Source organism: Pseudacidovorax intermedius, assembly GCF_001476815.1.
GTDB classification, from domain to species: Bacteria; Pseudomonadota; Gammaproteobacteria; order Burkholderiales; family Burkholderiaceae_C; genus Xenophilus; species Xenophilus intermedius_A.
In genome coordinates this window covers 1-19,232 of record NZ_LDSL01000007.1, presented here as the reverse complement: position 1 = coordinate 19,232, position 19,232 = coordinate 1, and the positions used below count along the sequence as shown (strand labels likewise).

Genomic DNA, 19,232 nt, shown 5'->3' with positions numbered 1-19,232 from the left:
GTCGATACGACAATGCCCAGCGCCGCGCCTCCCGCACCCGGGACGCGCGGCGCGCGGCATTCGCCACCCGTCACACCTGGGTCGGCCCGCCGCATGAACCCATGCCGTATCGGCATGAAGCGCCAAGCCTGTGGCCGCACCGATGCCCCATTCGGGCCACCCTTTGCGTTAGCCTCGGCCCCCCATTCCAACGATCCGACCGTACCCCGTCCCCAAGGAGATTGCATGTCCAAGCCGCTGTCACCCGCCGAAGAAGCGCTGCGCGACGCCGCCCGTGAGTACCACCGCGCCGGCGTGCGCGGCAAGATCTCGGTCACGCCCACCAAGCCGCTGGTCAACCAGCGCGACCTGTCGCTGGCCTATTCGCCCGGCGTGGCCTATCCCTGCCTGGACATCCAGGCCGACCCCTCCAAGGCGGCCGAATACACCGCGCGCGGCAACCTGGTGGGCGTGGTCACCAACGGCACCGCGGTGCTGGGCCTGGGCGACATCGGCCCGCTGGCCGGCAAGCCGGTGATGGAAGGCAAGGGCTGCCTGTTCAAGAAGTTCGCCGGCATCGACGTGTTCGACATCGAGCTGGCCGAGCGCGATCCCGACAAGCTGGTGGACATCATCGCGGCGCTGGAGCCCACGCTGGGCGGCGTCAACCTCGAGGACATCAAGGCGCCCGAGTGCTTCTACATCGAGAAGAAGCTGCGCGAGCGCATGAACATCCCCGTCTTCCACGACGACCAGCACGGCACGGCCATCATCTCGGCCGCCGCGCTGCTCAACGGCCTTGAGCTGGTGGGCAAGAAGATCGGCGACGTGAAGATCGCCGTCTCCGGCGCCGGTGCCGCCGCCATCGCCTGCCTGGACGTGATGGTCGGCCTGGGCGCGAAGACGGCCAACATCTTCGCCTGCGACTCCAAGGGCCTGATCTACACCGGCCGCGCCGGCGGATTCGACGAATCGAAGGCCCGCTATGCCCAGCCCGACACCGGCGCCCGCACCCTGGCCGACGTGGTGCAGCAGGCCGACGTGTTCCTCGGCTGCTCGGCGCCCGGCGTGCTGACGGCCGACATGGTCAAGACCATGGCCGACAAGCCGATCATCCTGGCCCTGGCCAACCCGGAGCCCGAGATCCGCCCCGAGCTGGCCAAGGCCGTGCGGCCCGACTGCATCATCGCCACCGGCCGCAGCGACTATCCGAACCAGGTCAACAACGTCCTGTGCTTCCCCTACATCTTCCGCGGCGCGCTGGACTGCGGCGCCACCAAGATCACGGAAGAGATGAAGCTCGCCTGCGTGCGCGAGATCGCCGACCTGACCAAGGCCGACATCAGCGAGGAAGTGGCGACCGCCTATGCGGGCGAAGAGCTGTCCTTCGGCCCCGACTACCTGATCCCCAAGCCCTTCGACTCACGCCTGATCCTGCGCATCGCGCCGGCCGTGGCCAGGGCCGCCGCCGCGTCGGGCGTTGCCACGCGTCCGATCGAGGACCTGGATGCCTACCGGCAGCAGCTGTCGCGCTTCGTCTACCAGACCGGCATGGTCATGCGCCCCGTCTTCGCCGCCGCCAAGGTGGCCGAGAAGAAGCGCGTGGCCTACGCCGAAGGTGAGGACGAGCGCGCCCTGCGCGCCGCCCAGATGGCCGTGGACGAAGACATCGCCCGCCCGATCCTGATCGGCCGGCCGGACATCATCGCCATGCGCATCAAGAAGGCGGGCCTGAACCTGCGGCCCGGCGTCGATGCCGAGGTGGTGGACCCCGAGAACGACCCGCGCTTCCGCCAGTACTGGGAGGCGTACCACAAGCTCATGGGCCGCCAGGGCATCAACCCGGAGGCCTCCAAGGCCATGGTGCGCCGCTCCAACACCACCATCGCCGCGCTGATGGTGCACCTGGGCGATGCCGACGCCATGCTGTGCGGCCTGGTGGGCCGCTTCGACAGCCACCTCAAGATCCTGGGCCAGCTGCTGGGCACCCAGCGCGGCGTGCCGGACTTCGCCACGCTGAACGCGCTGATGCTGGACAAGTACACGCTGTTCATCGCCGACACCAACGTGCACGAGGACCCGACCGCCGAGCAGCTGGCGCAGATCGCGCTGATGGCCGCCGACGAGGTGCGGCGCTTCGGCCTGCCGCCCAAGGTGGCCTTCCTGTCGCATTCCAACTTCGGCACCTCCGAGCGCGCCTCGGCCCGCAAGATGCGCATCGCCCGCGACCTGTTCGCGCAGATGGCGCCCGACGTCGAATGCGACGGCGAGATGCACGGCGACGCCGCGCTGTCCGAGTCGGTGCGGCGAGAGGCCCTGCCGGGCTCCTCGCTGACCGGCGAGGCCAACCTGCTGATCTGCCCCAACCTCGATTCGGCCAACATCCTCTTCAACGTGCTGAAGATGACCGGCGCCAACGGTGTGACGGTGGGCCCGATCCTGCTGGGCTCGGCCAAGCCGGCCCACGTGCTGACGGCCAACGCCACGGTGCGCCGCGTGCTCAACATGACCGCGCTCGCCGTGGCCAACGCCAATACGCCGCGCTAAGCTTCTCCATTCGAAGACGCGCCACTTTGGCGCATGAATGCCCCACGTGCGTGCACGCCGTGGGGCATTTTCATTTCCACCCGGGTGATAGCCCGAGCGCACCGCTTTGGCGCACCACGCGGGTTCGCACCTCAACAGTGCAGGCACCGTTATTGCTTTTTCACGTTCATATTCCCAAGCGAGCGTCTTCATGAACAAGCGACAAGTCCTGCAGTCCTTCCTGGCCGCCTCGGCCTTCGCCTTCGGCCTGGGTGCCGCCCATGCCCAGGCCACCACGCCGATCAAGTTCCAGCTGGACTGGCGCTTCGAAGGGCCCGCCGCCCTGTTCCTGCATCCCGCCGCCAAGGGCTACTTCAAGCAGGCCGGCATCGACGTGACCATCGACGCCGGCAACGGCTCCGGCGGCACCGTCACCCGCGTGGCCTCGGGCGCCTACGACATGGGCTTCGCCGACCTGGCGGCGCTGATGGAATTCCACGCCAACAACCCCGACAGCCCCAACAAGCCGGTCGCGGTCATGATGGTCTACAACAACACGCCGGCCTCGGCCATGGCGCTCAAGAAGAGCGGCATCACCAAGCCGGCCGACCTGTCGGGCAAGAAGCTGGGCGCCCCGGTGTTCGACGCCGGCCGCCGCGCCTTCCCCATCTTCGCCAAGGCCAACAACATCACCAACGTGACGTGGACGGCCATGGACCCGACGCTGCGCGAGACCATGCTGTTGCGCGGCGACATCGACGCCATCACCGGTTTCACCTTCACCTCGCTGCTCAACCTGGAAGCGCGCGGCGCCAAGGCCAGCGACGTGGTGGTGCTGCCCTATCCCGACTACGGCGTGAAGCTCTACGGCAACGCCATCATCGTGTCGCCCAAGCTGCTGGCCGAGAAGCCGCAGGTGGTCAAGGCCTTCCTGTCGGCCTTCGCCAAGGGCGCGAAGGAAGTCATCGCCAGCCCGGCCGTGGCCATCGAGTCGGTCAAGGCCCGCGACGGCATCATCGACACCAAGCTGGAGACGCGCCGCCTGCAGCTGGCCATCGACACCGTCATCAACAGCCCCGACGCCCGCGCCGAAGGCTTCGGCAACGTGGTGCCGGCGCGCCTGGCGTTGATGGCCTCGCAGGTGTCCGACGCCTACGGCACCAAGACCCGCGTCAAGCCCGAAGCGGTGTGGAACGGCAGCGTGCTGCCGCCGGCCGCCGAGCTGGCCATCCTCAAGAAGTAAGCGGCGCGCGCGCCTTCCCTTCCTCGGCCTGCGGCCGGCCCCGTGCGGCCGGGGCAGGCCGGTTTCTTGTGCACCGCCCATGGACACGCAAAACGCCACCCCCTTCGTCGACTTCCAGGACGTCTGGCTCGCCTACAACGAGCAGCTGCTGCGCGAGAACCACTTCGCCGTCGAGGCCATCGACCTCAAGGTGAAGAAGGGCGAGTTCATCGCCATCGTCGGGCCCTCGGGCTGCGGCAAGTCCACCTTCATGAAGCTCACCACCGGCCTGAAGATGCCGTCGATGGGCAAGATCCGCATCGACGGCCAGCCGGTGACCGGGCCGCTCAAGATCTCGGGCATGGCTTTCCAGGCGCCCTCGCTGCTGCCCTGGCGCACCACGGTCGACAACGTGCTGCTGCCGCTGGAGATCGTCGAGCCCTACCGCTCCACCTTCAAGTCGAAGAAGAAGGAATACGAAGAACGCGCCCGCCGCCTGCTGCAGAAGGTGGGCCTGGCCGGCTATGAAGACAAGTTCCCGTGGCAGCTGTCGGGCGGCATGCAGCAGCGCGCCAGCATCTGCCGCGCGCTGATCCACGAGCCCAAGATGCTGCTGCTGGACGAGCCCTTCGGCGCGCTCGATGCCTTCACCCGCGAGGAGCTGTGGTGCATCCTGCGCGACCTGTGGACCGAGCAGCGCTTCAACGTCATCCTGGTCACGCACGACCTGCGCGAATCGGTCTTCCTGGCCGACACGGTGTACGTGATGAGCAAGTCGCCCGGCCGCTTCGTGGTCAAGCGCGAGATCGAGTTGCCGCGCCCGCGCGAGCTCGAAGTGACCTACACCAAGGAATTCAGCGACATCGTGCACGAGCTGCGCGGCCACATCGGCGCCATCCGCCAGGGCGGCGTCGGCGCGCCCGCCACGCCGCTGCCGCAGTAAGAACGCTCAGGGAACCGTCCGAACATGAACAACAAGTTGCTCGAACGCTGGTCGCCGTGGCTGCTGCTGGTGGCCGTGATCCTGCTGTGGCAGATCGTCTGCTCGGCCTTCGCCGTCTCGGAATTCATCTTTCCCAGCCCCTGGCGCATCTGGACCCAGTTCTGGGAGTTCAAGACCATCATCGCCGGCCATGCCTGGCGCACCTTGTGGGTGACGATGGCCGGCTTCGGCCTGGCCATCGTGGTGGGCGTGCTGCTGGGCTTCGTCATCGGCAGCTCGCGCCTGGCCTATGCCGCCATGTACCCGCTGATGACGGCCTTCAACGCCCTGCCCAAGGCGGCCTTCGTGCCGATCCTGGTGGTGTGGTTCGGCATCGGCGTCGGGCCGGCCATCCTCACGGCCTTCCTCATCAGCTTCTTCCCGATCATGGTCAACATCGCCACCGGGCTGGCCACGCTGGAGCCGGAGCTGGAGGACGTGCTGCGGGTGCTGGGCGCCAAGCGCTGGGACGTGCTGATCAAGATCGGCCTGCCGCGTTCCATGCCCTATTTCTACGCCTCGCTCAAGGTCGCGATCACGCTGGCCTTCGTGGGCACCACGGTGTCGGAAATGACCGCCGCCAACGAGGGCATCGGCTACCTGCTCATCTCGGCCGGCTCGGCCATGCAGATGGGCCTGGCCTTCGCCGGCCTGATGGTGGTGGGCGCGATGGCGATGGTGATGTACGAGCTCTTCAGCGCGCTGGAGAAGCACACCACGGCCTGGGCGCATCGGGGCACGCAGGGGGGCTGAACCCACGCGGGAGGACACCGGGCGGGCCGGGCCTGCTTACGATCCGGCGCCTGACCGCAGCGCCTGCGTGTCGCCCCGCCTACTTGCGCCGCAGGGCCGACTTGCTCGCCTGGGCAGGCGCCGCGGCTGCCGGCGGCGCCAGCAGCGTGCCGAAGACCATGGCCACGAAATCGTCGTAGGGCTGGTCGCCCCGCACGACCTTGGCCCGGATCAGCGTGCCCTGCCACGCATGGAGCACAAAACGGCCAAGGACCTTCGCATCGACCGTCGGGGGGATCGCGCCCTGCGTCTGGGCCTCGGCGATGACGCTGGCGATGGCCGTGCTCCAGAGATGGAAGAGCCGGCCGAACTCGGCCCGCGAGGTTTCGTGGCTGTCGGCGATCTCGGAGCTCAGCGACCCCAGGAAGCAGCCGCTGCGATAGCCGCGGTCCTTCATCGTCTTCCAGTTGGCGCGAAAGTGCCGCCGGAGACGTTCCAGCGGCGCCAGCTTCTCGTCATGCAGCACTTCGATGCCGTTGCGGGCGATGTAGGCCTGCAGCGCTTCGAGCGCCAGCTTCTCTTTGCTGTCGAAGTGGTTGTAGAACGAGCCCTTGGGCACCCCGGCCGCGTCGGTCAGGTCCTGCACGCTCGCACCGTTGAAGCCATGCGCCTCGAACACGTCGAGGGCGGCATCCACCAGCTTGTGCCGGACACTGGGTCTTCCCATGGCTGATCGTCTTTCCGCAGGCGCTTGAACGAGGGCTGCATTGTGCCAGTGCGATTGGCTGTACATAATATGACCGGTCGTCTTGTTTTCTGACATTCGCCGGCCCGTCTGTCCAACCAGCGCAAGCGCATGCACGGCCGAACCAGCCATCCCTCCAGGAGATCATCAATGAACGTGTTCAAGGCCCTTCGACTCATACAGGGCGAGCGGGCGCCCGAGCCGCAGCTGGTCGACATGACCGACGACGATCTGGACCCGGGCGATGTCACCGTGGCCATCGACTACTCCACGGTCAACTACAAGGACGGCCTGGCCATCACCGGACTGGGGAAGATCGTCCGGCGCTTTCCCATGGTGCCGGGCATCGATTTCGCGGGCACGGTGATCACCTCCTCCCACCAGGGCTTACAGCCGGGCGACAGGGTCGTGCTCAATGGCTTCGACGCAGGCGTCACCCACCACGGCGGCTTTGCGCAGCGGGCCCGGGTGCCCGGCGATTGGCTCGTGAAGTTGCCCCCGTCGCTGAGCACACGCCAGGCCGCCGCCATCGGCACCGCAGGCTTTGCTGCCATGCTGTGCGTGCTGGCGCTCGAACGCGGCGGTCTGAAGCCCGGCGAGGTGCTGGTCACGGGGGCGGCGGGTGGCGTCGGCTCGATCGCGGTGGCGCTGCTGGCCCGTCTGGGTTGGCGTGTGAGCGCGTCGACCGGCCGGCCGGCCGAATCCGACTACCTGCGCGAGCTCGGCGCGAAGGAGATCGTCGAGCGCGCCAGCCTCTCGGCCCCGGCCACTGCCGCCCTCGGTGCACCCCGATGGGACGGCGCGGTCGACACGGTGGGCAGCCACACGCTGGTCAATGTCCTGGCGCAGACCCGGTACGGCGGCACAGTCGCCGCGTGCGGGCTCGCACAGGGCATGGACCTGCCCGGCAGCATGGCCCCCTTCATCCTGCGCGGCGTCACCTTGGCGGGCATCGACACCGTCAACGCGCCAGTCCCCCTGCGTGTCGAAGCGTGGCAGCGCCTGGCCACGGACCTCGATGGTGCCCTGCTGGAGCGCATGGTCAGCGTGGTGGGCCTGGCGGAAGCTGCGCCGCGTGCGGCACAGGTGCTGCGCGGCGCCGTGCGTGGACGAACGCTGGTGGATGTGAATGCGTGACAGGGTGTGGCGCGGGCGGCTGCGCCGGTTGGCCGCCATCGCCAGCCTGACTGGACTGGCGCTGTTCCAGGGTTGCGCCGCGCTGGCGCCATCGCACAACCCGCCGGTCGCGGCGATTCCCGCCTCGCCCCAGGACTTTCTCTCGCAGGCCGCTGCACAGCCCGGCCTGCCAGCGCAGAAGTCGGCCTTCCGACCGCTTGCGACGAGCGCCTATGCGCTCGACGCCCGCCTGGCGCTGATCTCCCATGCGCAGCGGAGCATCGACGTTCAGTACTACCTGCTGCAGTCCGACGAGGTCGGACGCCGCTTCCTGCGGGCGCTGCGCGATGCGGCGCTGCGGGGCGTGCGGGTGCGCGTGCTGGTGGACGACCTCTACACCGCCGGCACGCAGGATCTGCTCGATGCCTTCGGCGCCACGCCGAATGTCGAGGTGCGGCTGTTCAATCCCTTCCCCGCGGGCCGCCGGCTCGACGCGACACGGTGGGGGCTCTCGCTGATGGACTTTGCGCGCCTCAACCGCCGGATGCACAACAAGCTGCTCGTGGCGGACGGCGTCTTCGCCATCGTCGGCGGAAGAAACATCGCGGACGAATACTTCCTGCAGGGGACGAGCGGCAACTTCGCGGATTTCGACCTGCTGCTCACGGGCGCCGCGGTTCCCGAACTGGCGGCCGGCTTCGACGCCTACTGGAACAGTCCGCGCGTCCATGCCTTGGCCCAACTGGCGCCGCCGACCGAGACGGCCTCCGTGCGGCAGGCACGCTTCGAGGCTGCCACCGCAGTGGCCGGCAAAGGCTCTTCGCTGTTGCCTGCCTCGGCGCAGGACCTGCTGGGCTACGGGCCCACGTCGGCAGCGTTGATGCATCCGCCCATGAAGATGCTGCGCGGCACCGTGCGCGTGCTGGTCGACGATCCCGAGAAAGCCGTCGGCCGCGCCGAAGGTGGCGACGATCCGCACACGGTGACACTGCAGACACTGGCGGCCATCGCCCATACCGAACGGAAACTGCTGCTGGTCTCGCCCTATTTCGTGCCCGGCGACCGCGGCATGGTGGCCATTCGCGAGGGCCGCGGCAAGGGCGTGACCATCACCCTCGTGACCAATTCGCTGGCGGCCACCGACGAGTCCTTCGTCAGCGCCGCTTTCGCGCGCTATCGCCAGCCACTGCTGCGCGAAGGCGTCGAGGTGGTCGAGATCAGCCCCAAGGTGCTGGACCAGGAAGCCGCCATCCGCGGCGCCGGCCACTCCAGCGCGGGGCGCATGCATGTCAAGGGCTTCGTCATCGACCGCCGCATCACCTTCGTGGGCTCGATGAACATGGACTTCCGCTCCTCACGCCTGAACACCGAGGTCGGCCTCCTGGTGGATTCGCCAGCGCTGGCCGACGATGTGTACCGGCTGATCGACAAGCTGCGGCAGCTCGGCAGCTATCAGCTGCGGCTTTCAGCCGAAGACGGTCATGTGCAGTGGGTCGAGACGCACGACGGTCGCACACAGGTCTACGACGACGAGCCGGGCGTGGACCTGGCCACGCAGCTGAAGATATTTTTCTTCTCGCGGCTGATCAGCGAGAAGCTTCTCTGAAGCTGTCGGCAGCCCTATGCGGCGCGCCTCGGCCGCCGCACGGGCGCCGCGTCAGGCGATCGGGAACATCGCGTTGCCAGTCAGCGACTGGGTGGCCGGCACCTCTTCCTGGATCACATCCCAGTGTTCGACGAAGCGGCCTTCCTTCACGCGGAAGATGTCCACGCCGATCATGGTCTTGCCGCTCCAGTTGACGTAGCGGCCGTGGATCGACACGAACTCACCGTCCTCCAGCACCAGGCCGGGCTCGTAGCGGAAGTCCGCCGGCAGGCTGGGGATGATCTGCCGGAAGAAGCCCAGCCCATTGGGCATGCGGGGGTTGTGCTGCACATAGCCCGGGTCCCAGTAGTCATCGAGTGCGCCGAGATCGCGTTGGCCGAACAGCCGCGTCATGGCGGTGCGGACCAGTTCCTTGTTGTTCATGGGAAGCTCCAGTTCAGGGGGAGTGGCCAAAGAAAGGGCCACGGAGACGGGACAGAGTCGACCTAAGACGACCGGTCATATTCTGCCTGCACGTGATGCCGGACACAATCGCCGCGCGTTCGGACCGGCCGAGTACACGACCCGCCGCACGACGCGATCCAGGACGTCCGGGCGACGGACGAGCGGCCGGTGGACAGGTCGCTCGGAGCGCCTGCCTCGCCGGCCATCGAAAGGCCGCACTGTCTGTCACCTCGACCCCATTGAAATGCAGGCACTTACCTGCATAGTGCAATTGCACACCCAACGAACGAATGGATGAAGACAAGGTTTTCAAGGCCCTGGCCGACCCGACGCGCAGGAAGCTGCTGGACCTGCTCTACGAGGACAACGGGCAGACGCTGGGCGAACTTTGCCAGCACCTGGACATGGCGCGCCAGTCGACCACGCAGCACCTTGGCCTCCTAGAGGCTGCCCAACTGGTGACGACCGTGTGGCGCGGACGCGAGAAGCTGCACTTCATCAACCCGGTGCCGCTGCACGAGGTCTACGAACGCTGGGTACGGAAGTTCGAGCGCCATCGTCTCGGACTGCTGCACGACCTGAAGAAGCAACTCGAAGGAGAGTGAGGATGAGCAAGACCTGTTTCGTCTACGTGACCTACATCCGCGCGACGCCCGAGAAGGTGTTCGAGGCCATCACCCAACCCGACATCGCGCGGCGCTACTGGTGCCACGTGAACGTCTCCGACTGGTAGCCCGGGTCGCCCTGGCAACACGTGCGCGCCAACGAGGCGCGCACCGTCGAACTGGTGGGTGAGGTGCTCGAAATCTCGCCGCCAACGCGACTGGTCATCAGCTGGTCCAACGCCTCGCAGGCCAGCGATCCGGCAAGCCGCAGCCGCGTGAGCTTCGACATCGTCAAGTACCAGGGCATGGTGCGGCTGACCGTGACCCACGACGAGTTGGAGGCCGGCAGCGGCATGGCCAACGGCATCCAGAAGGACTGGCCGATCGTGATGTCGAGCCTCAAGTCCCTGCTCGAGACGGGCGAGGGCATCGACGTCTTCGCCAAGCCCACGCAGGCCTGAACAGCCGGCCGCAACCGAGGGGAGGCAGTCCTTTGCACAGCGTCAACCGTCCCTAGTCGGCCGCGCCGTCGGCCCAGTCTGTCTCGATCTCGGTCTTCACCTCCGTCATGAGCTTGTGCACCGGGCATTTGCCGGCCACGCGCAACAGCTCGTCACGCTGGGCATCGCTGAGCGCGCCACCCACCTGCAGCCTGGCGGAGAGCCGGTAGGCACCCTGCCGCTCCTGGCTGGCGTCGCGGTCGACGTCGACCTGGATGTCTTCGACCGGGATGCCGCGACGCTGTGCGTACAACAGCATCGTGATCGCCTTGCAGGCGGCCAGCGCGGCGTCGTAGAGGTCGTGCGGCTCGGGGCCGGCGTCGGTGCCGCCGCCGGCGATCGAGGCGTCGACGGTGATGGCATGGCCGCGGATCTGCAGCGTGTGGGCGGTACCACTGCTGCCGTTGCGGCGGACGGTGACGGTCATTCGAGGCTCCTGGAGTTGAAAGAAGAAAAGGAAAGGCCCGGCTCAGTCGCCGTGGACCACGGGCGGAATCCGTCGCACGACGACCGAGCCGCCGTCTTCGACGTCGATGCCCGCTCGCGCACTGGCTGACGTCCCGGTTCGAGGATACAAGCCGGCCCTGCGCCTGTTCCACGCAATGCCAAGCCGCACATCGCGTGCGCCGCGCGCACTGGCGCCACCCGAAGCCGGCAACCGGCAACCGGCAACCGACAACCCGCAACCCGCAACCCGCAACCCGCGCAGCGTATGCTCGCTCGCTATGTCTCCATCGGCTCTCGCCGCGTTGCGACCCCGCTTGCGCACCTGGGTGTGGCTCTGTCTCGCCGCCTGTCTTGCGCTGATCGCCAGCCCGCACTGCGCTGCCGCCAGCAGCCCGCTGCCGGCGCCTTCCGCGCCTGAACGTTGCGTGGCCACGAGCAGCCAGCCTTCGCCGACGCGCGCGCTCGCCATGGCCCGCATCGCGCAAGCCGAGCATGCCGCCTGGGGTGGCGCGCGGCTGGACGCCGAAGGTCGGCTGATCCGCAGCGGCGCCGCCGAGGCGGAAGAAGGCGGCGTCCTCGCCCGACCCGCGCCCTGGCAGCGCGTCATGCGTTACTGGTCGGCCGTCGACGCCGCCGAGCAGGCCCGCTGGCCCTCGGCCGTGCGCTTCGGCGCCGCACGTCCCGCACAACGCGAACTGCTGGAACAGGCGCTCCAGATGGCCTCCGCCGACCTGCTGCAGGGCCTGGGCGTCGGCCAGGGACTGGGCCTGCAGAGCGACGAGCGCCGCGCCTTGCAGGTGGCGCTGGCCCGCGTCGCCGTCATCGACACGCCCTGGTCCGCCGCCTTCGTGAGCTGGGTGGCACGCGAGGCCGGCCTGCGGCCCGGCGAGTTCGTCTTCTCCGAGGCGCATGCCGACTATGCCGCCGACGCCTGGCAGACCCGCATGCAGGAAAGCACCGGCGCGCCATCCACCGGCGCGATGCGGGCCTGCGACCTGCGCACCACCACGCCGCGTGCGGGCGACCTGGTCTGCCATGCCCGGGCGGGCAGCCGGGACCTCGCGACGCTGGACGAACTGGGCGAGGCGCTGGCGCGCCGCCGGTCCATCGGCGGCGGCCTGCCCATGCATTGCGACGTGGTGGTGCAGGTGGACGACGGCGGCTTCGACACCGTCGGCGGCAACGTGCTCGACAGCGTCACCGGGCGGCGTCTGGCCTTTGCGCCGGGCACCCGGCTTCTGGACGCAAGCTACCAGCCCGGCTGCAGCGGCTGCACCGATCGCCACATGAGTACCGCACCCTGGGTGCTGCTGTTGCAATGGCGTTGATGGCAGCAGGGTCGGCGGCAAGCGGGCGCGCCGCGGCCTGCGCCAGAATCGCGGCCGTGACGCCCGGCAAGCGACTCTTCCTCTCGGCGGTGCTTGTGCAGGGCCTGCTGCTGGCCGGCTGCGGCAGCGCGCCGCCGCGGCCCGACCGCTACCGCTACCCGCCGCTCACGCCCGAGCAGGCCAGCGACATCGCCATCCACGCCCTCGGCCTGGTGGGCACGCCCTACCGCTACGGCGGCAACACACCGGACGGCGGCTTCGACTGCAGCGGCCTGATCGGCTATGTCTACCGCACCCGCGCCGGCCTCGTGCCGCCGCGCACGGTGGCACAGCTGGACGAGTTCGGCGAGCCGGTGCGGGTCGACGACCTGCGCACCGGCGACCTGGTGCTCTTCGGCCGCGGCCGGCCCACGCATGCCGGCATCTACGTGGGCGGCGGGCGCTTCGTGCATGCGCCGTCGACCGGCGGCACGGTGCGGCTCGACCAGCTCACCGGGGTGTACTGGTCCAAGCAGCCGGTGAGCGCGCGCCGGCCCTGAGGGTTCAGTACTTCCGTCCGAAGTTGGCAGCAATACGCTGCTTGAGGTACTCGCCCGCCGTGATGGACGGGTACTTGCCCGAGGGCGACTCGATCAGCGCATCGCGGTTGGCCTGGCAGAAGAACGCGATGCTGTAGCGCGGGCCCATGTACTCGCCCGGCAGCGGGTTGCGCACGCGGTGGAAGTTGCTGGGCAGCTGGTCGTCGCTCCAGCGCATGAGCATGTCGCCGATGTTGCAGGTGATAACGTCCTCGTCGGGCGGGATCGACGTCCATTCCTGCTTCTCGAATTCCTTGCCCGGGCACACCTGCAGGCCGCCCTGGCCCTGGCGCTGGTAGAGGATCGTGAGGCAGTCGAAGTCGGTGTGCGCGCCGGCGCGCCACAGGTCCAGATGCGCCTGCGCCTCGGGCGGGATGGCGTAGTAGTGCAGCAGGCGCAGCGTGCTCTGGTACTCGGCACTGGACTTGTCGTGCGCACGGGTGAAGAACTCGGTGTCGAAGCCCAGCTTGAGCGCGAAGCAGGACAGCACCTTCATGCCGATCTCCCAGCTCTTCTGCTCGAAGGCCAGCATGGCGGCCTTGAAGCCGGGCAGTTCCGCCTCGGTGGGGAAGAGCTTGCCCATCAGCGGCAGCGTGATCTGGTAGCTCTCCTTCTGGTCGGCGGTGCCGGTGGAAGGACGCACCTGCGCCTTGCTCTCCCAGCCGGCGTTGTTGGCCAGCGGGTACTGGGCCTTCACCGACTCGGGCAGCGCGAAGAAGCGCTCGGCCTCGGCGAAGGCGGCGCGGATGTCGGCCAGGTCGATGCCGTGGTCCACGAGCTGGAAGAAGCCGACGTCGACGGCGGCGTCCCACAGCTGGTCGGCGATCTCGGCGCGGCGGGCGTCGAAGTCGGCCAGGCTGATGCGGCGGACCTCGCGGGTGTTGGTTTCGGAACCCATCGCGCCCATGCGCGATTCCTTTTCGAGCTCGGCAAGGGCGAAGTCAGGGGTGGCGGGGGTGGCGATGGCGGTCATGGCAGAGGCTCTCCGTGAGTGGGGTGGAAGGAAGATGTCCGTCCGTCGGAGACCATGGAGGGCGGGCTTCGGGGCTGCTGCTGCATCCTGATCGCGCCGCGCCACGGTGCACGTGGGCAGGACGTCAAGAGCAATTCCCGGGCCGCTGACACCCGCCGTGGCGGCAGGTGGGCGTTGCTGAACGCTTCTACTCTCTGGGCCGCGATTATGGCCGCCGGGTCCGGTGCAGATGCAAGCGCTTTCTGCGCTGCCCGAGGCTTCTGGAGGGTCTCTCGCGCCAAGCCGGGGCACGAGCAGCCATGGCGGTGCGCGGACGGTGCCGGCCGCGCCGAGCGCGACCGCTTGCGGTGCATGAAGGCGGCGCGAAAGGCCGCAGCGCACGCCGCCAGCGCGGCATGGATCGTGCTGAAACCCTTGCAGGAGTAGAAGCGTTCAGCGGCCCACCTTCTGGCGCCGCCCGGAAATTGCTCTGGCATCCCCGCGCGTGGCCCACGGCCCGCGGGCTTTCCAACGCATCCATCGCAATACCGCACCATGCTGCACCGCCGCTCCCTCCTGGCCGCCTCGGGCGCCGCCACCCTGCTCGCCGCCACGCCCTTCGTCCGGGCCCAGGGCTCCCTGCAGAAGTTCAAGTTCAACATCGGCTGGAAGGTCGAGGCCACGGCCGCCGGCTTCCTGCTCGCGCAGCAGCGCGGCTACTACAAGGACGCCGGGCTCGACGTCGCCATCGACACCGGCAACGGCTCGGCCGCCGCCATCAGCCTGGTGGGCAGCGGCGCCTACGACTGCGCCTCGGCCGACCTGGCGACCATGGTCGAGTTCAACGTCAACAACCCGACGGCGGGCCTCAAGGCCGTGGCCATCCAGTACGACCTGAATCCCAACGCCATCCTGGTGCGCAAGGATGGCCCCATCCAGAAGCCCGCCGACCTGGCCGGCAAGACGCTGCTGGGCCAGCCCTTCAATGCCTCGCGCAAGCTGTTCCCGGTCTTCGCCAAGGCCCAGGGTTTCGATGCGGCCGGCGTGAAGTGGGAGAACGTGGCACCCGACATCGGCGACACCCGCTTCGTCAAGGGCGACTTCGACGGTGCCGGCTACTTCTACTTCACCGGCCTGCTCAACCTCAAGCTGCGCGGCATGGGGCCGGAGCAGGTGCGCGTGTTCCGCTTCTCGGACCATGGCATGAAGTCGTACGGCAACGGCCTGGTCGCCAACGCCAAGAGCATGGAGAACGCCGAGGCCATGAAGGCCTTCGTCAAGGCGACCACGCGCGGCTGGATCGAGGCCATGGCCGACACCCGGGCCGGCGCCGCCGCCGTCAAGGCCCGCGAGCCGCTGGCCAACGAGGCCATCGAGCACGAGCGCCTGCAGCTGATCGTCGACGGCAGCATGAAGACGCCCGGCACCGCCGCCCACGGCTGGGGCGCCGCCACGCCCGAGCGCCTGCAGGCCACCATCGACGAGACCGTCGCCGCCTTCGGCCTCAAGAGCACGCCGGCCGTGGCCGACATCTGGAGCGACCGCTTCCTGCCGGCCGCGGCCGATCGCAAGCTCAAGGCCTGAGCGCCCGCGCAAGGAAGGCCGCCATGTCCATCCCCGTCATCGACCTGCAGGGCGCCCTGACCCTCGGCGCGCCGCGCAGCGCCGAGGTGGCCGCGCAGATGCGCGCCGCCGCCATGGCCTCGGGCTTCTTCTACGTGCGCCACCACGGCGTGCCGGCCGAGCAGGTGCAGGCCCAGTTCGATCTGGCGCGCCGGCTGCTCGACGTGCCGCAGGCCACGCGCGAGGCACTGGAAATGCACAGGTCACCGTCCCTGCGCGGCTACGAGCTGATGGGCGCGCAGACGCTGGATGCCACCGCGCGGCCCGACCTGAAGGAAAGCTTCTACTGCGGCATGGCCTACCCGGCCGACCATCCCTACGTCGTGGCCGGCTACCAGACCTATGGCCACAACCAGTGGCCCGCCGAAGTGCCGGAGGCCCCGGCGCAGTGCGAGGCCTACATCCAGGCCATGCTGGCCCTGTCGCGCCGGCTGATGCAGCTGATGGCCCTGTCGCTCCAGCTCCCCGAGACCTGGTTCGACCCGACCAGCGACAGCCCCATGGTCACGCTGCGCATGATCCGCTACCCCGCGCATCCCGACGGCGCGGACGAACGCACCTTTGGCGCCGGGGCCCACACCGACTGGGGCGCCATCACCATCCTGGCGCAGGACGGCCACGGCGGCCTGGAGGTGCAGATGCCCGCCGGCGACTGGCAGCCGGCCACGCCCATCGAGGGCTGCTTCGTGGTCAACCTGGGCGACATGATCCCGCGCTGGACCAATGGGCTGTACCACTCCAACCCGCACCGCGTGCGCAACGTGCATTCCAGCGGCGCGCCGCGCTACTCGATCCCCTTCTTCTACGAGCCCGATTACCTGGCCCGCATCGAGGCCGTCCCCGGCACCGTGCCGGCGGGCGAGGCGCCCCGCTTCGCGCCCTGCACGGCCGGCGAACACCTGGTCGAGATGTACCGCCGCACCTATGCGACGGGCGCAGAAACGGCTGCGCCCTGAAGCCTTGCCGACCACGGCCTCGATGGCACGGCGATGTCCGCCGCCATTACGCACGGCAGGGACAGGGCCTTGATCCAGCCCCCTACAAGATCGTGAAATTAATCACACAATGAGGACTCGATTTGGAGGTGGCGATGTCACTCGAGTACCTGGCCCGCATCGAGAACGAACGCTTTCCCCTCGCCGTGCGCCAACCGGCGGAGCTGGACCATGTGCTGCTGCTGAAGGCGGCCCAGCTCATCACGGCCAGCGTGCCGCCGGCGGGGCCCTTCGGTGCCGGGACGGCGCGCGAAGCGGTGGTCTTCGGCATCACCGAACTCGGGGTGCGCACGCTGCGCCAGTCCGGCCTGCCGCCCGAGGCGCCGCTGCACCGGCCCACGCGCGCCGCGGACTTCGACGCCTGAACCGTCGGCGCCGCGCGTCTTCCTGCCAAGTCCTCCCCGGCCGCCCCTCGCGCGTTGTCTTGGACGACGGCCGTGCCCGCCACCGGGCCGCCGTGCTCTGCCGCGCCGCCGCCGATGCCGCATGGCCCGCGATGCACGGCGCGGCCGGCTGACCCCCTTTCCTCTTTCCTCCGCGGCCCGCCGGTCGCCTGTTTCGATGCCCTCCCCCACCCTGTTCCCCGAAGAAACCGCCCTCGACGAGCGCGACGGCCGCTACCTTCGCAAGGCCATCGGCTGGTCGCACGCGGGCCGCCGGCGCGGCAACCGGCCCTTCGGCGCCGTCATCGTGGCCGAGGACAGCCGTGTCCTCGCAGAGGCCTACTGCGACAGCGGCGAGACGGGCGACGTCACCGGCCATGCCGAGACCAACGCCGTGCGCAAGCTGGCCGGGCTCGGGCTCACGCGCGAGCAGCTGGCGGGCGCGACGATCTACTCCTCGGCCGAGCCCTGCGTGATGTGCGCCGGCGCCATCTTCTGGTCCGGCATCGGCCGCGTCGTGTTCGGCATCGACGCCGAACGGTTGCGTGAGTTCAGAGGCGAGCGCGGGGAACAGCGCGACGCCGAGCTGTCCTGCCGCGACGTGTTCCGCGCCTCGCCGCATGCCATCGACTGCATCGGCCCGGCGATGGTGGACGAGGCGAGCGCAGCCCACGTCGGCGCCTGGAAGACCTGAAGGCCTCGACGCTCGCCGTCCCGATTTCCCGGCACGCCGCGTGCCGCAGCGCCACGGCCGCCTGGCGGCCGAGCCTGCCTTCTTAGACTCGCCCGATGCCCTGGCACGCCCGACTCTCCATCGACTACACCGCCCGCGAAGGACGCAGCCTGGCGCGCTTTCGCCACGAAGGCCCGCTTCGCATCCTGCAGAGCCTCTACCCGGAGGGCGACGCCGTCTGCCACAACGTCCTGGTGCATCCGCCGGGCGGCCTGGTCGGCGGCGACACGCTGGACATCCAGGTCAGCGCCGCCGCCGGCAGCCACGGACTGATCACGACGCCCGGCGCTTCGCGCTTCTACCGCAGCGAGGGCGAACCGGCGACGCAGCAGACCCGGCTGCGGGTGGCGGCGGAGGCACGGCTTGAATGGCTGCCGCTGGAGGCGCTGTGCTACAGCGGCTGCAATGCCCACAACCGGCTGTCGCTGGAGGTGGCGCCGGGTGGTGAGCTGATGGGTTGGGACGTGACGGCACTCGGCCTGCCGAATGCCGGTCAGCCTTTCGTGGCGGGCAGCCTGCAGCAGCACCTGGAGGTGCCGGGCGTGTGGCTGGAGCGTGGCCGGATCAATGCCGCCGATGCATTGCTGCTCGATGGCGGGCTCGGGCTGGCAGGGCATCGCTGCCTGGCCTCGCTGTTCTTCGTCGCCGGTGCGCCGCTGACGCGCGAGCGCCGCGAACGTGCACTGGACCTGGCCCGCACGCTCATCGAGGCCGATGCACTGTCGGCGACGGCCGGGGTGACGAGCCCACAGCCGCAGATCCTGGTGATACGCGTGTTGGCACCAGTGGTGGAACCCGCGATGCAGCTGCTGCGTCGGGTCTGGATGGCGTGGCGCCAGGAGCTATGGGGTCGCTCGAGCCAGCTGCCGCGCATCTGGTCGACCTGACTGGCGGCCACGCGACTGCGCGCGGGGCGCCCGCCGCACCCTTGGACGCAGCCTAAGCTTCAGGCCGGGAATGGCGCAGGCAGCGGCTCCGGCGAGGGCGCTTCGGGCACCGGTGGCGCGGGCGCGGTCCCGGGCGGTCCGGGCTCCACCAGTGGCGGCACAGGCGTGGGCGGCGGCGGATCGATGACGGGCGCAGGATTGGCGGCGACGCGGTCGGCGATGGCGCTCATTTCGCGTCCTCCGCCTGCTGGCGCCGCTCGGCGCCGAGCTGTTCCATCATCTTCTCGCCCACGGGGTCCTTGCCGTCCACGGGCACGTCTTCTTCCTGCGTGACCTCGGGCTCGTCGCGGTAGGTTTGTTTGGAAGGCGTGTCCGTGGCGCTGGCGGGTTGATCGGCCGGCTTGCCGGCATCGGAGGGTCGTGTGTTGTCTGCCATGGCGCCAAGCTCGGGCCCGATGCTGGATGCCGGCTACGTCCATTCGCCACATCCCCTGTCAGCCATCGCCGACGCCGAAGCGACCGGTGGCGCGCTAGCGTCCCTGGCAGATCGGACATGCCATGACCCCCCGCCACCGGCCCTCGCCGCCTTTGCCATTCCCTGAACCGGACCGCGTCGACGCACACCATCGTCGCGGGAGCACGGCACCATGACCGCCGTCAGCGCGCCCTCTCCCACCGCTGAGGGCGCCGACATTCCCGCCCGCCTCGACCGCCTGCCCTGGTCGCGCTGGCACTGGCGCGTGGTGATCGCCCTGGGCATCGCCTGGGTGCTGGACGGCCTGGAAGTGACGCTGGTCGGCTCCATCGGCGGCGTGCTGGAGCGCGGCGACACGCTGGGCCTGCTGGCCA

The 19,232-nt window shown here is 69.1% G+C and carries 21 protein-coding genes and 2 pseudogenes; 17 read left to right on the top strand and 6 right to left on the bottom strand.

The genetic code is table 11. From position 1 onward, the window contains the following. Window positions 1-225: 225 nt before the first annotated feature. The 4 genes from NS331_RS00920 (at window position 226) to NS331_RS00905 (ending at window position 5,462) form a co-directional block, all read left to right on the top strand. The gene (locus NS331_RS00920) at window positions 226-2,526 is read left to right on the top strand and encodes an NADP-dependent malic enzyme (protein WP_058640146.1); all 2,301 of its coding nucleotides are present in this window, start codon (window positions 226-228) and stop codon (window positions 2,524-2,526) included. A 190-nt stretch (window positions 2,527-2,716) separates the two neighbouring features. Further along, window positions 2,717-3,748, top strand: a complete 1,032-nt coding sequence (locus NS331_RS00915) for an ABC transporter substrate-binding protein (protein ID WP_058640145.1) — start codon at window positions 2,717-2,719, stop codon at window positions 3,746-3,748. A 79-nt stretch (window positions 3,749-3,827) separates the two neighbouring features. After that, window positions 3,828-4,670 (top strand): ABC transporter ATP-binding protein, encoded by an 843-nt coding sequence (locus NS331_RS00910; RefSeq protein ID WP_058640144.1) that lies wholly within the window; start codon window positions 3,828-3,830, stop codon window positions 4,668-4,670. Window positions 4,671-4,694: 24 nt separating this feature from the next. After that, a complete protein-coding gene (locus NS331_RS00905) occupies window positions 4,695-5,462 on the top strand; it encodes an ABC transporter permease (protein ID WP_058640143.1) in 768 nt (255 codons plus the stop codon). Between the two features lie 79 nt (window positions 5,463-5,541). Here NS331_RS00905 and NS331_RS00900 read toward each other — a convergent pair whose 3' ends face one another. Further along, the gene (locus NS331_RS00900; RefSeq protein ID WP_193758023.1) at window positions 5,542-6,168 is read right to left on the bottom strand and encodes a TetR/AcrR family transcriptional regulator; all 627 of its coding nucleotides are present in this window, start codon (window positions 6,166-6,168) and stop codon (window positions 5,542-5,544) included. Window positions 6,169-6,336: 168 nt separating this feature from the next. Between NS331_RS00900 and acuI the strand changes: the two genes are divergently transcribed. Both acuI and NS331_RS00890 read left to right on the top strand, forming a co-directional pair. After that, the gene (acuI, locus tag NS331_RS00895; protein ID WP_058640141.1) at window positions 6,337-7,323 is read left to right on the top strand and encodes an acrylyl-CoA reductase (NADPH); all 987 of its coding nucleotides are present in this window, start codon (window positions 6,337-6,339) and stop codon (window positions 7,321-7,323) included. Continuing rightward, the gene (locus NS331_RS00890; protein WP_082702158.1) at window positions 7,316-8,908 is read left to right on the top strand and encodes a phospholipase D-like domain-containing protein; all 1,593 of its coding nucleotides are present in this window, start codon (window positions 7,316-7,318) and stop codon (window positions 8,906-8,908) included. Before acuI ends, NS331_RS00890 begins: the two co-directional genes overlap by 8 nt. 51 nt (window positions 8,909-8,959) lie before the next feature. Here the strand turns inward: NS331_RS00890 and NS331_RS00885 are convergent, their stop codons facing one another. Further along, complete coding sequence (locus tag NS331_RS00885; RefSeq protein WP_058640139.1) at window positions 8,960-9,331, bottom strand: nuclear transport factor 2 family protein; 372 nt, start codon at window positions 9,329-9,331, stop codon at window positions 8,960-8,962. 311 nt (window positions 9,332-9,642) lie between these two features. Here NS331_RS00885 and NS331_RS00880 point away from each other — a divergent pair, with 311 nt between their 5' ends. The 3 genes and pseudogenes from NS331_RS00880 to NS331_RS00875 all read left to right on the top strand — a co-directional run. Then, complete coding sequence (locus tag NS331_RS00880) at window positions 9,643-9,957, top strand: ArsR/SmtB family transcription factor (protein ID WP_058640138.1); 315 nt, start codon at window positions 9,643-9,645, stop codon at window positions 9,955-9,957. Between the two features lie 2 nt (window positions 9,958-9,959). Further along, window positions 9,960-10,085, top strand: coding sequence for an SRPBCC family protein (locus tag NS331_RS27325; RefSeq protein WP_275936441.1), 126 nt, complete (start codon window positions 9,960-9,962; stop codon window positions 10,083-10,085). Between the two features lie 12 nt (window positions 10,086-10,097). Further along, window positions 10,098-10,418 (top strand): annotated as a pseudogene (locus NS331_RS00875) (SRPBCC domain-containing protein); the annotation flags it as partial. A 52-nt stretch (window positions 10,419-10,470) separates the two neighbouring features. On the opposite strand, the gene NS331_RS00870 reads toward NS331_RS00875, so the two are convergent. Continuing rightward, a complete protein-coding gene (locus tag NS331_RS00870; protein ID WP_058640137.1) occupies window positions 10,471-10,884 on the bottom strand; it encodes an OsmC family protein in 414 nt (137 codons plus the stop codon). A gap of 445 nt (window positions 10,885-11,329) precedes the next feature. On the opposite strand from NS331_RS00870, the gene NS331_RS00865 reads away from it, so the two are divergent. After that, a complete protein-coding gene (locus NS331_RS00865; RefSeq protein WP_242873609.1) occupies window positions 11,330-12,232 on the top strand; it encodes a DUF2272 domain-containing protein in 903 nt (300 codons plus the stop codon). Between the two features lie 56 nt (window positions 12,233-12,288). After that, window positions 12,289-12,771 (top strand): C40 family peptidase, encoded by a 483-nt coding sequence (locus NS331_RS00860; protein WP_058640135.1) that lies wholly within the window; start codon window positions 12,289-12,291, stop codon window positions 12,769-12,771. A gap of 4 nt (window positions 12,772-12,775) precedes the next feature. Here the strand turns inward: NS331_RS00860 and NS331_RS00855 are convergent, their stop codons facing one another. Continuing rightward, window positions 12,776-13,783, bottom strand: coding sequence for an isopenicillin N synthase family dioxygenase (locus tag NS331_RS00855; RefSeq protein WP_058640134.1), 1,008 nt, complete (start codon window positions 13,781-13,783; stop codon window positions 12,776-12,778). A gap of 534 nt (window positions 13,784-14,317) precedes the next feature. Here NS331_RS00855 and NS331_RS00850 point away from each other — a divergent pair. From NS331_RS00850 to NS331_RS00830, 5 genes are all read left to right on the top strand, one after another. Beyond that, window positions 14,318-15,346 (top strand): ABC transporter substrate-binding protein, encoded by a 1,029-nt coding sequence (locus NS331_RS00850; RefSeq protein ID WP_082702155.1) that lies wholly within the window; start codon window positions 14,318-14,320, stop codon window positions 15,344-15,346. Between the two features lie 23 nt (window positions 15,347-15,369). Next, window positions 15,370-16,341 (top strand): isopenicillin N synthase family dioxygenase, encoded by a 972-nt coding sequence (locus NS331_RS00845; protein WP_058640133.1) that lies wholly within the window; start codon window positions 15,370-15,372, stop codon window positions 16,339-16,341. 128 nt (window positions 16,342-16,469) lie between these two features. Continuing rightward, window positions 16,470-16,745, top strand: a complete 276-nt coding sequence (locus tag NS331_RS00840; protein ID WP_206597302.1) for a hypothetical protein — start codon at window positions 16,470-16,472, stop codon at window positions 16,743-16,745. Between the two features lie 196 nt (window positions 16,746-16,941). After that, complete coding sequence (locus NS331_RS00835) at window positions 16,942-17,457, top strand: nucleoside deaminase (RefSeq protein ID WP_058640131.1); 516 nt, start codon at window positions 16,942-16,944, stop codon at window positions 17,455-17,457. 95 nt (window positions 17,458-17,552) lie between these two features. Next, window positions 17,553-18,383, top strand: a complete 831-nt coding sequence (locus tag NS331_RS00830; protein ID WP_058640130.1) for an urease accessory protein UreD — start codon at window positions 17,553-17,555, stop codon at window positions 18,381-18,383. Window positions 18,384-18,442: 59 nt separating this feature from the next. Here the strand turns inward: NS331_RS00830 and NS331_RS26525 are convergent, their stop codons facing one another. Beyond that, window positions 18,443-18,613, bottom strand: coding sequence for a hypothetical protein (locus tag NS331_RS26525; RefSeq protein ID WP_193758022.1), 171 nt, complete (start codon window positions 18,611-18,613; stop codon window positions 18,443-18,445). Next, window positions 18,610-18,819, bottom strand: a complete 210-nt coding sequence (locus NS331_RS00825; RefSeq protein WP_058640129.1) for a hypothetical protein — start codon at window positions 18,817-18,819, stop codon at window positions 18,610-18,612. Before NS331_RS00825 ends, NS331_RS26525 begins: the two co-directional genes overlap by 4 nt. A gap of 211 nt (window positions 18,820-19,030) precedes the next feature. On the opposite strand from NS331_RS00825, the pseudogene NS331_RS00820 reads away from it, so the two are divergent. Further along, window positions 19,031-19,232 (top strand): annotated as a pseudogene (locus NS331_RS00820) (MFS transporter); the annotation flags it as partial.

Excerpts from the sequence above, each read along its gene's own strand:
- NS331_RS00830 (WP_058640130.1), top strand. The coding sequence starts at position 17,553 with ATGCCCTGGCACGCCCGACTCTCCATCGACTACACCGCCCGCGAAGGA.
- NS331_RS00855 (WP_058640134.1), bottom strand. The coding sequence starts at position 13,783 with ATGACCGCCATCGCCACCCCCGCCACCCCTGACTTCGCCCTTGCCGAG.
- NS331_RS00905 (WP_058640143.1), top strand. The coding sequence starts at position 4,695 with ATGAACAACAAGTTGCTCGAACGCTGGTCGCCGTGGCTGCTGCTGGTG.
- NS331_RS00880 (WP_058640138.1), top strand. The coding sequence starts at position 9,643 with ATGGATGAAGACAAGGTTTTCAAGGCCCTGGCCGACCCGACGCGCAGG.
- NS331_RS00920 (WP_058640146.1), top strand. The coding sequence starts at position 226 with ATGTCCAAGCCGCTGTCACCCGCCGAAGAAGCGCTGCGCGACGCCGCC.
- NS331_RS00870 (WP_058640137.1), bottom strand. The coding sequence starts at position 10,884 with ATGACCGTCACCGTCCGCCGCAACGGCAGCAGTGGTACCGCCCACACG.
- NS331_RS00910 (WP_058640144.1), top strand. The coding sequence starts at position 3,828 with ATGGACACGCAAAACGCCACCCCCTTCGTCGACTTCCAGGACGTCTGG.
- NS331_RS00885 (WP_058640139.1), bottom strand. The coding sequence starts at position 9,331 with ATGAACAACAAGGAACTGGTCCGCACCGCCATGACGCGGCTGTTCGGC.
- NS331_RS26525 (WP_193758022.1), bottom strand. The coding sequence starts at position 18,613 with ATGAGCGCCATCGCCGACCGCGTCGCCGCCAATCCTGCGCCCGTCATC.
- NS331_RS00825 (WP_058640129.1), bottom strand. The coding sequence starts at position 18,819 with ATGGCAGACAACACACGACCCTCCGATGCCGGCAAGCCGGCCGATCAA.
- NS331_RS00900 (WP_193758023.1), bottom strand. The coding sequence starts at position 6,168 with ATGGGAAGACCCAGTGTCCGGCACAAGCTGGTGGATGCCGCCCTCGAC.
- NS331_RS00835 (WP_058640131.1), top strand. The coding sequence starts at position 16,942 with ATGCCCTCCCCCACCCTGTTCCCCGAAGAAACCGCCCTCGACGAGCGC.
- NS331_RS00890 (WP_082702158.1), top strand. The coding sequence starts at position 7,316 with ATGCGTGACAGGGTGTGGCGCGGGCGGCTGCGCCGGTTGGCCGCCATC.
- NS331_RS27325 (WP_275936441.1), top strand. The coding sequence starts at position 9,960 with ATGAGCAAGACCTGTTTCGTCTACGTGACCTACATCCGCGCGACGCCC.
- NS331_RS00845 (WP_058640133.1), top strand. The coding sequence starts at position 15,370 with ATGTCCATCCCCGTCATCGACCTGCAGGGCGCCCTGACCCTCGGCGCG.
- NS331_RS00850 (WP_082702155.1), top strand. The coding sequence starts at position 14,318 with ATGCTGCACCGCCGCTCCCTCCTGGCCGCCTCGGGCGCCGCCACCCTG.
- NS331_RS00915 (WP_058640145.1), top strand. The coding sequence starts at position 2,717 with ATGAACAAGCGACAAGTCCTGCAGTCCTTCCTGGCCGCCTCGGCCTTC.
- acuI (WP_058640141.1), top strand. The coding sequence starts at position 6,337 with ATGAACGTGTTCAAGGCCCTTCGACTCATACAGGGCGAGCGGGCGCCC.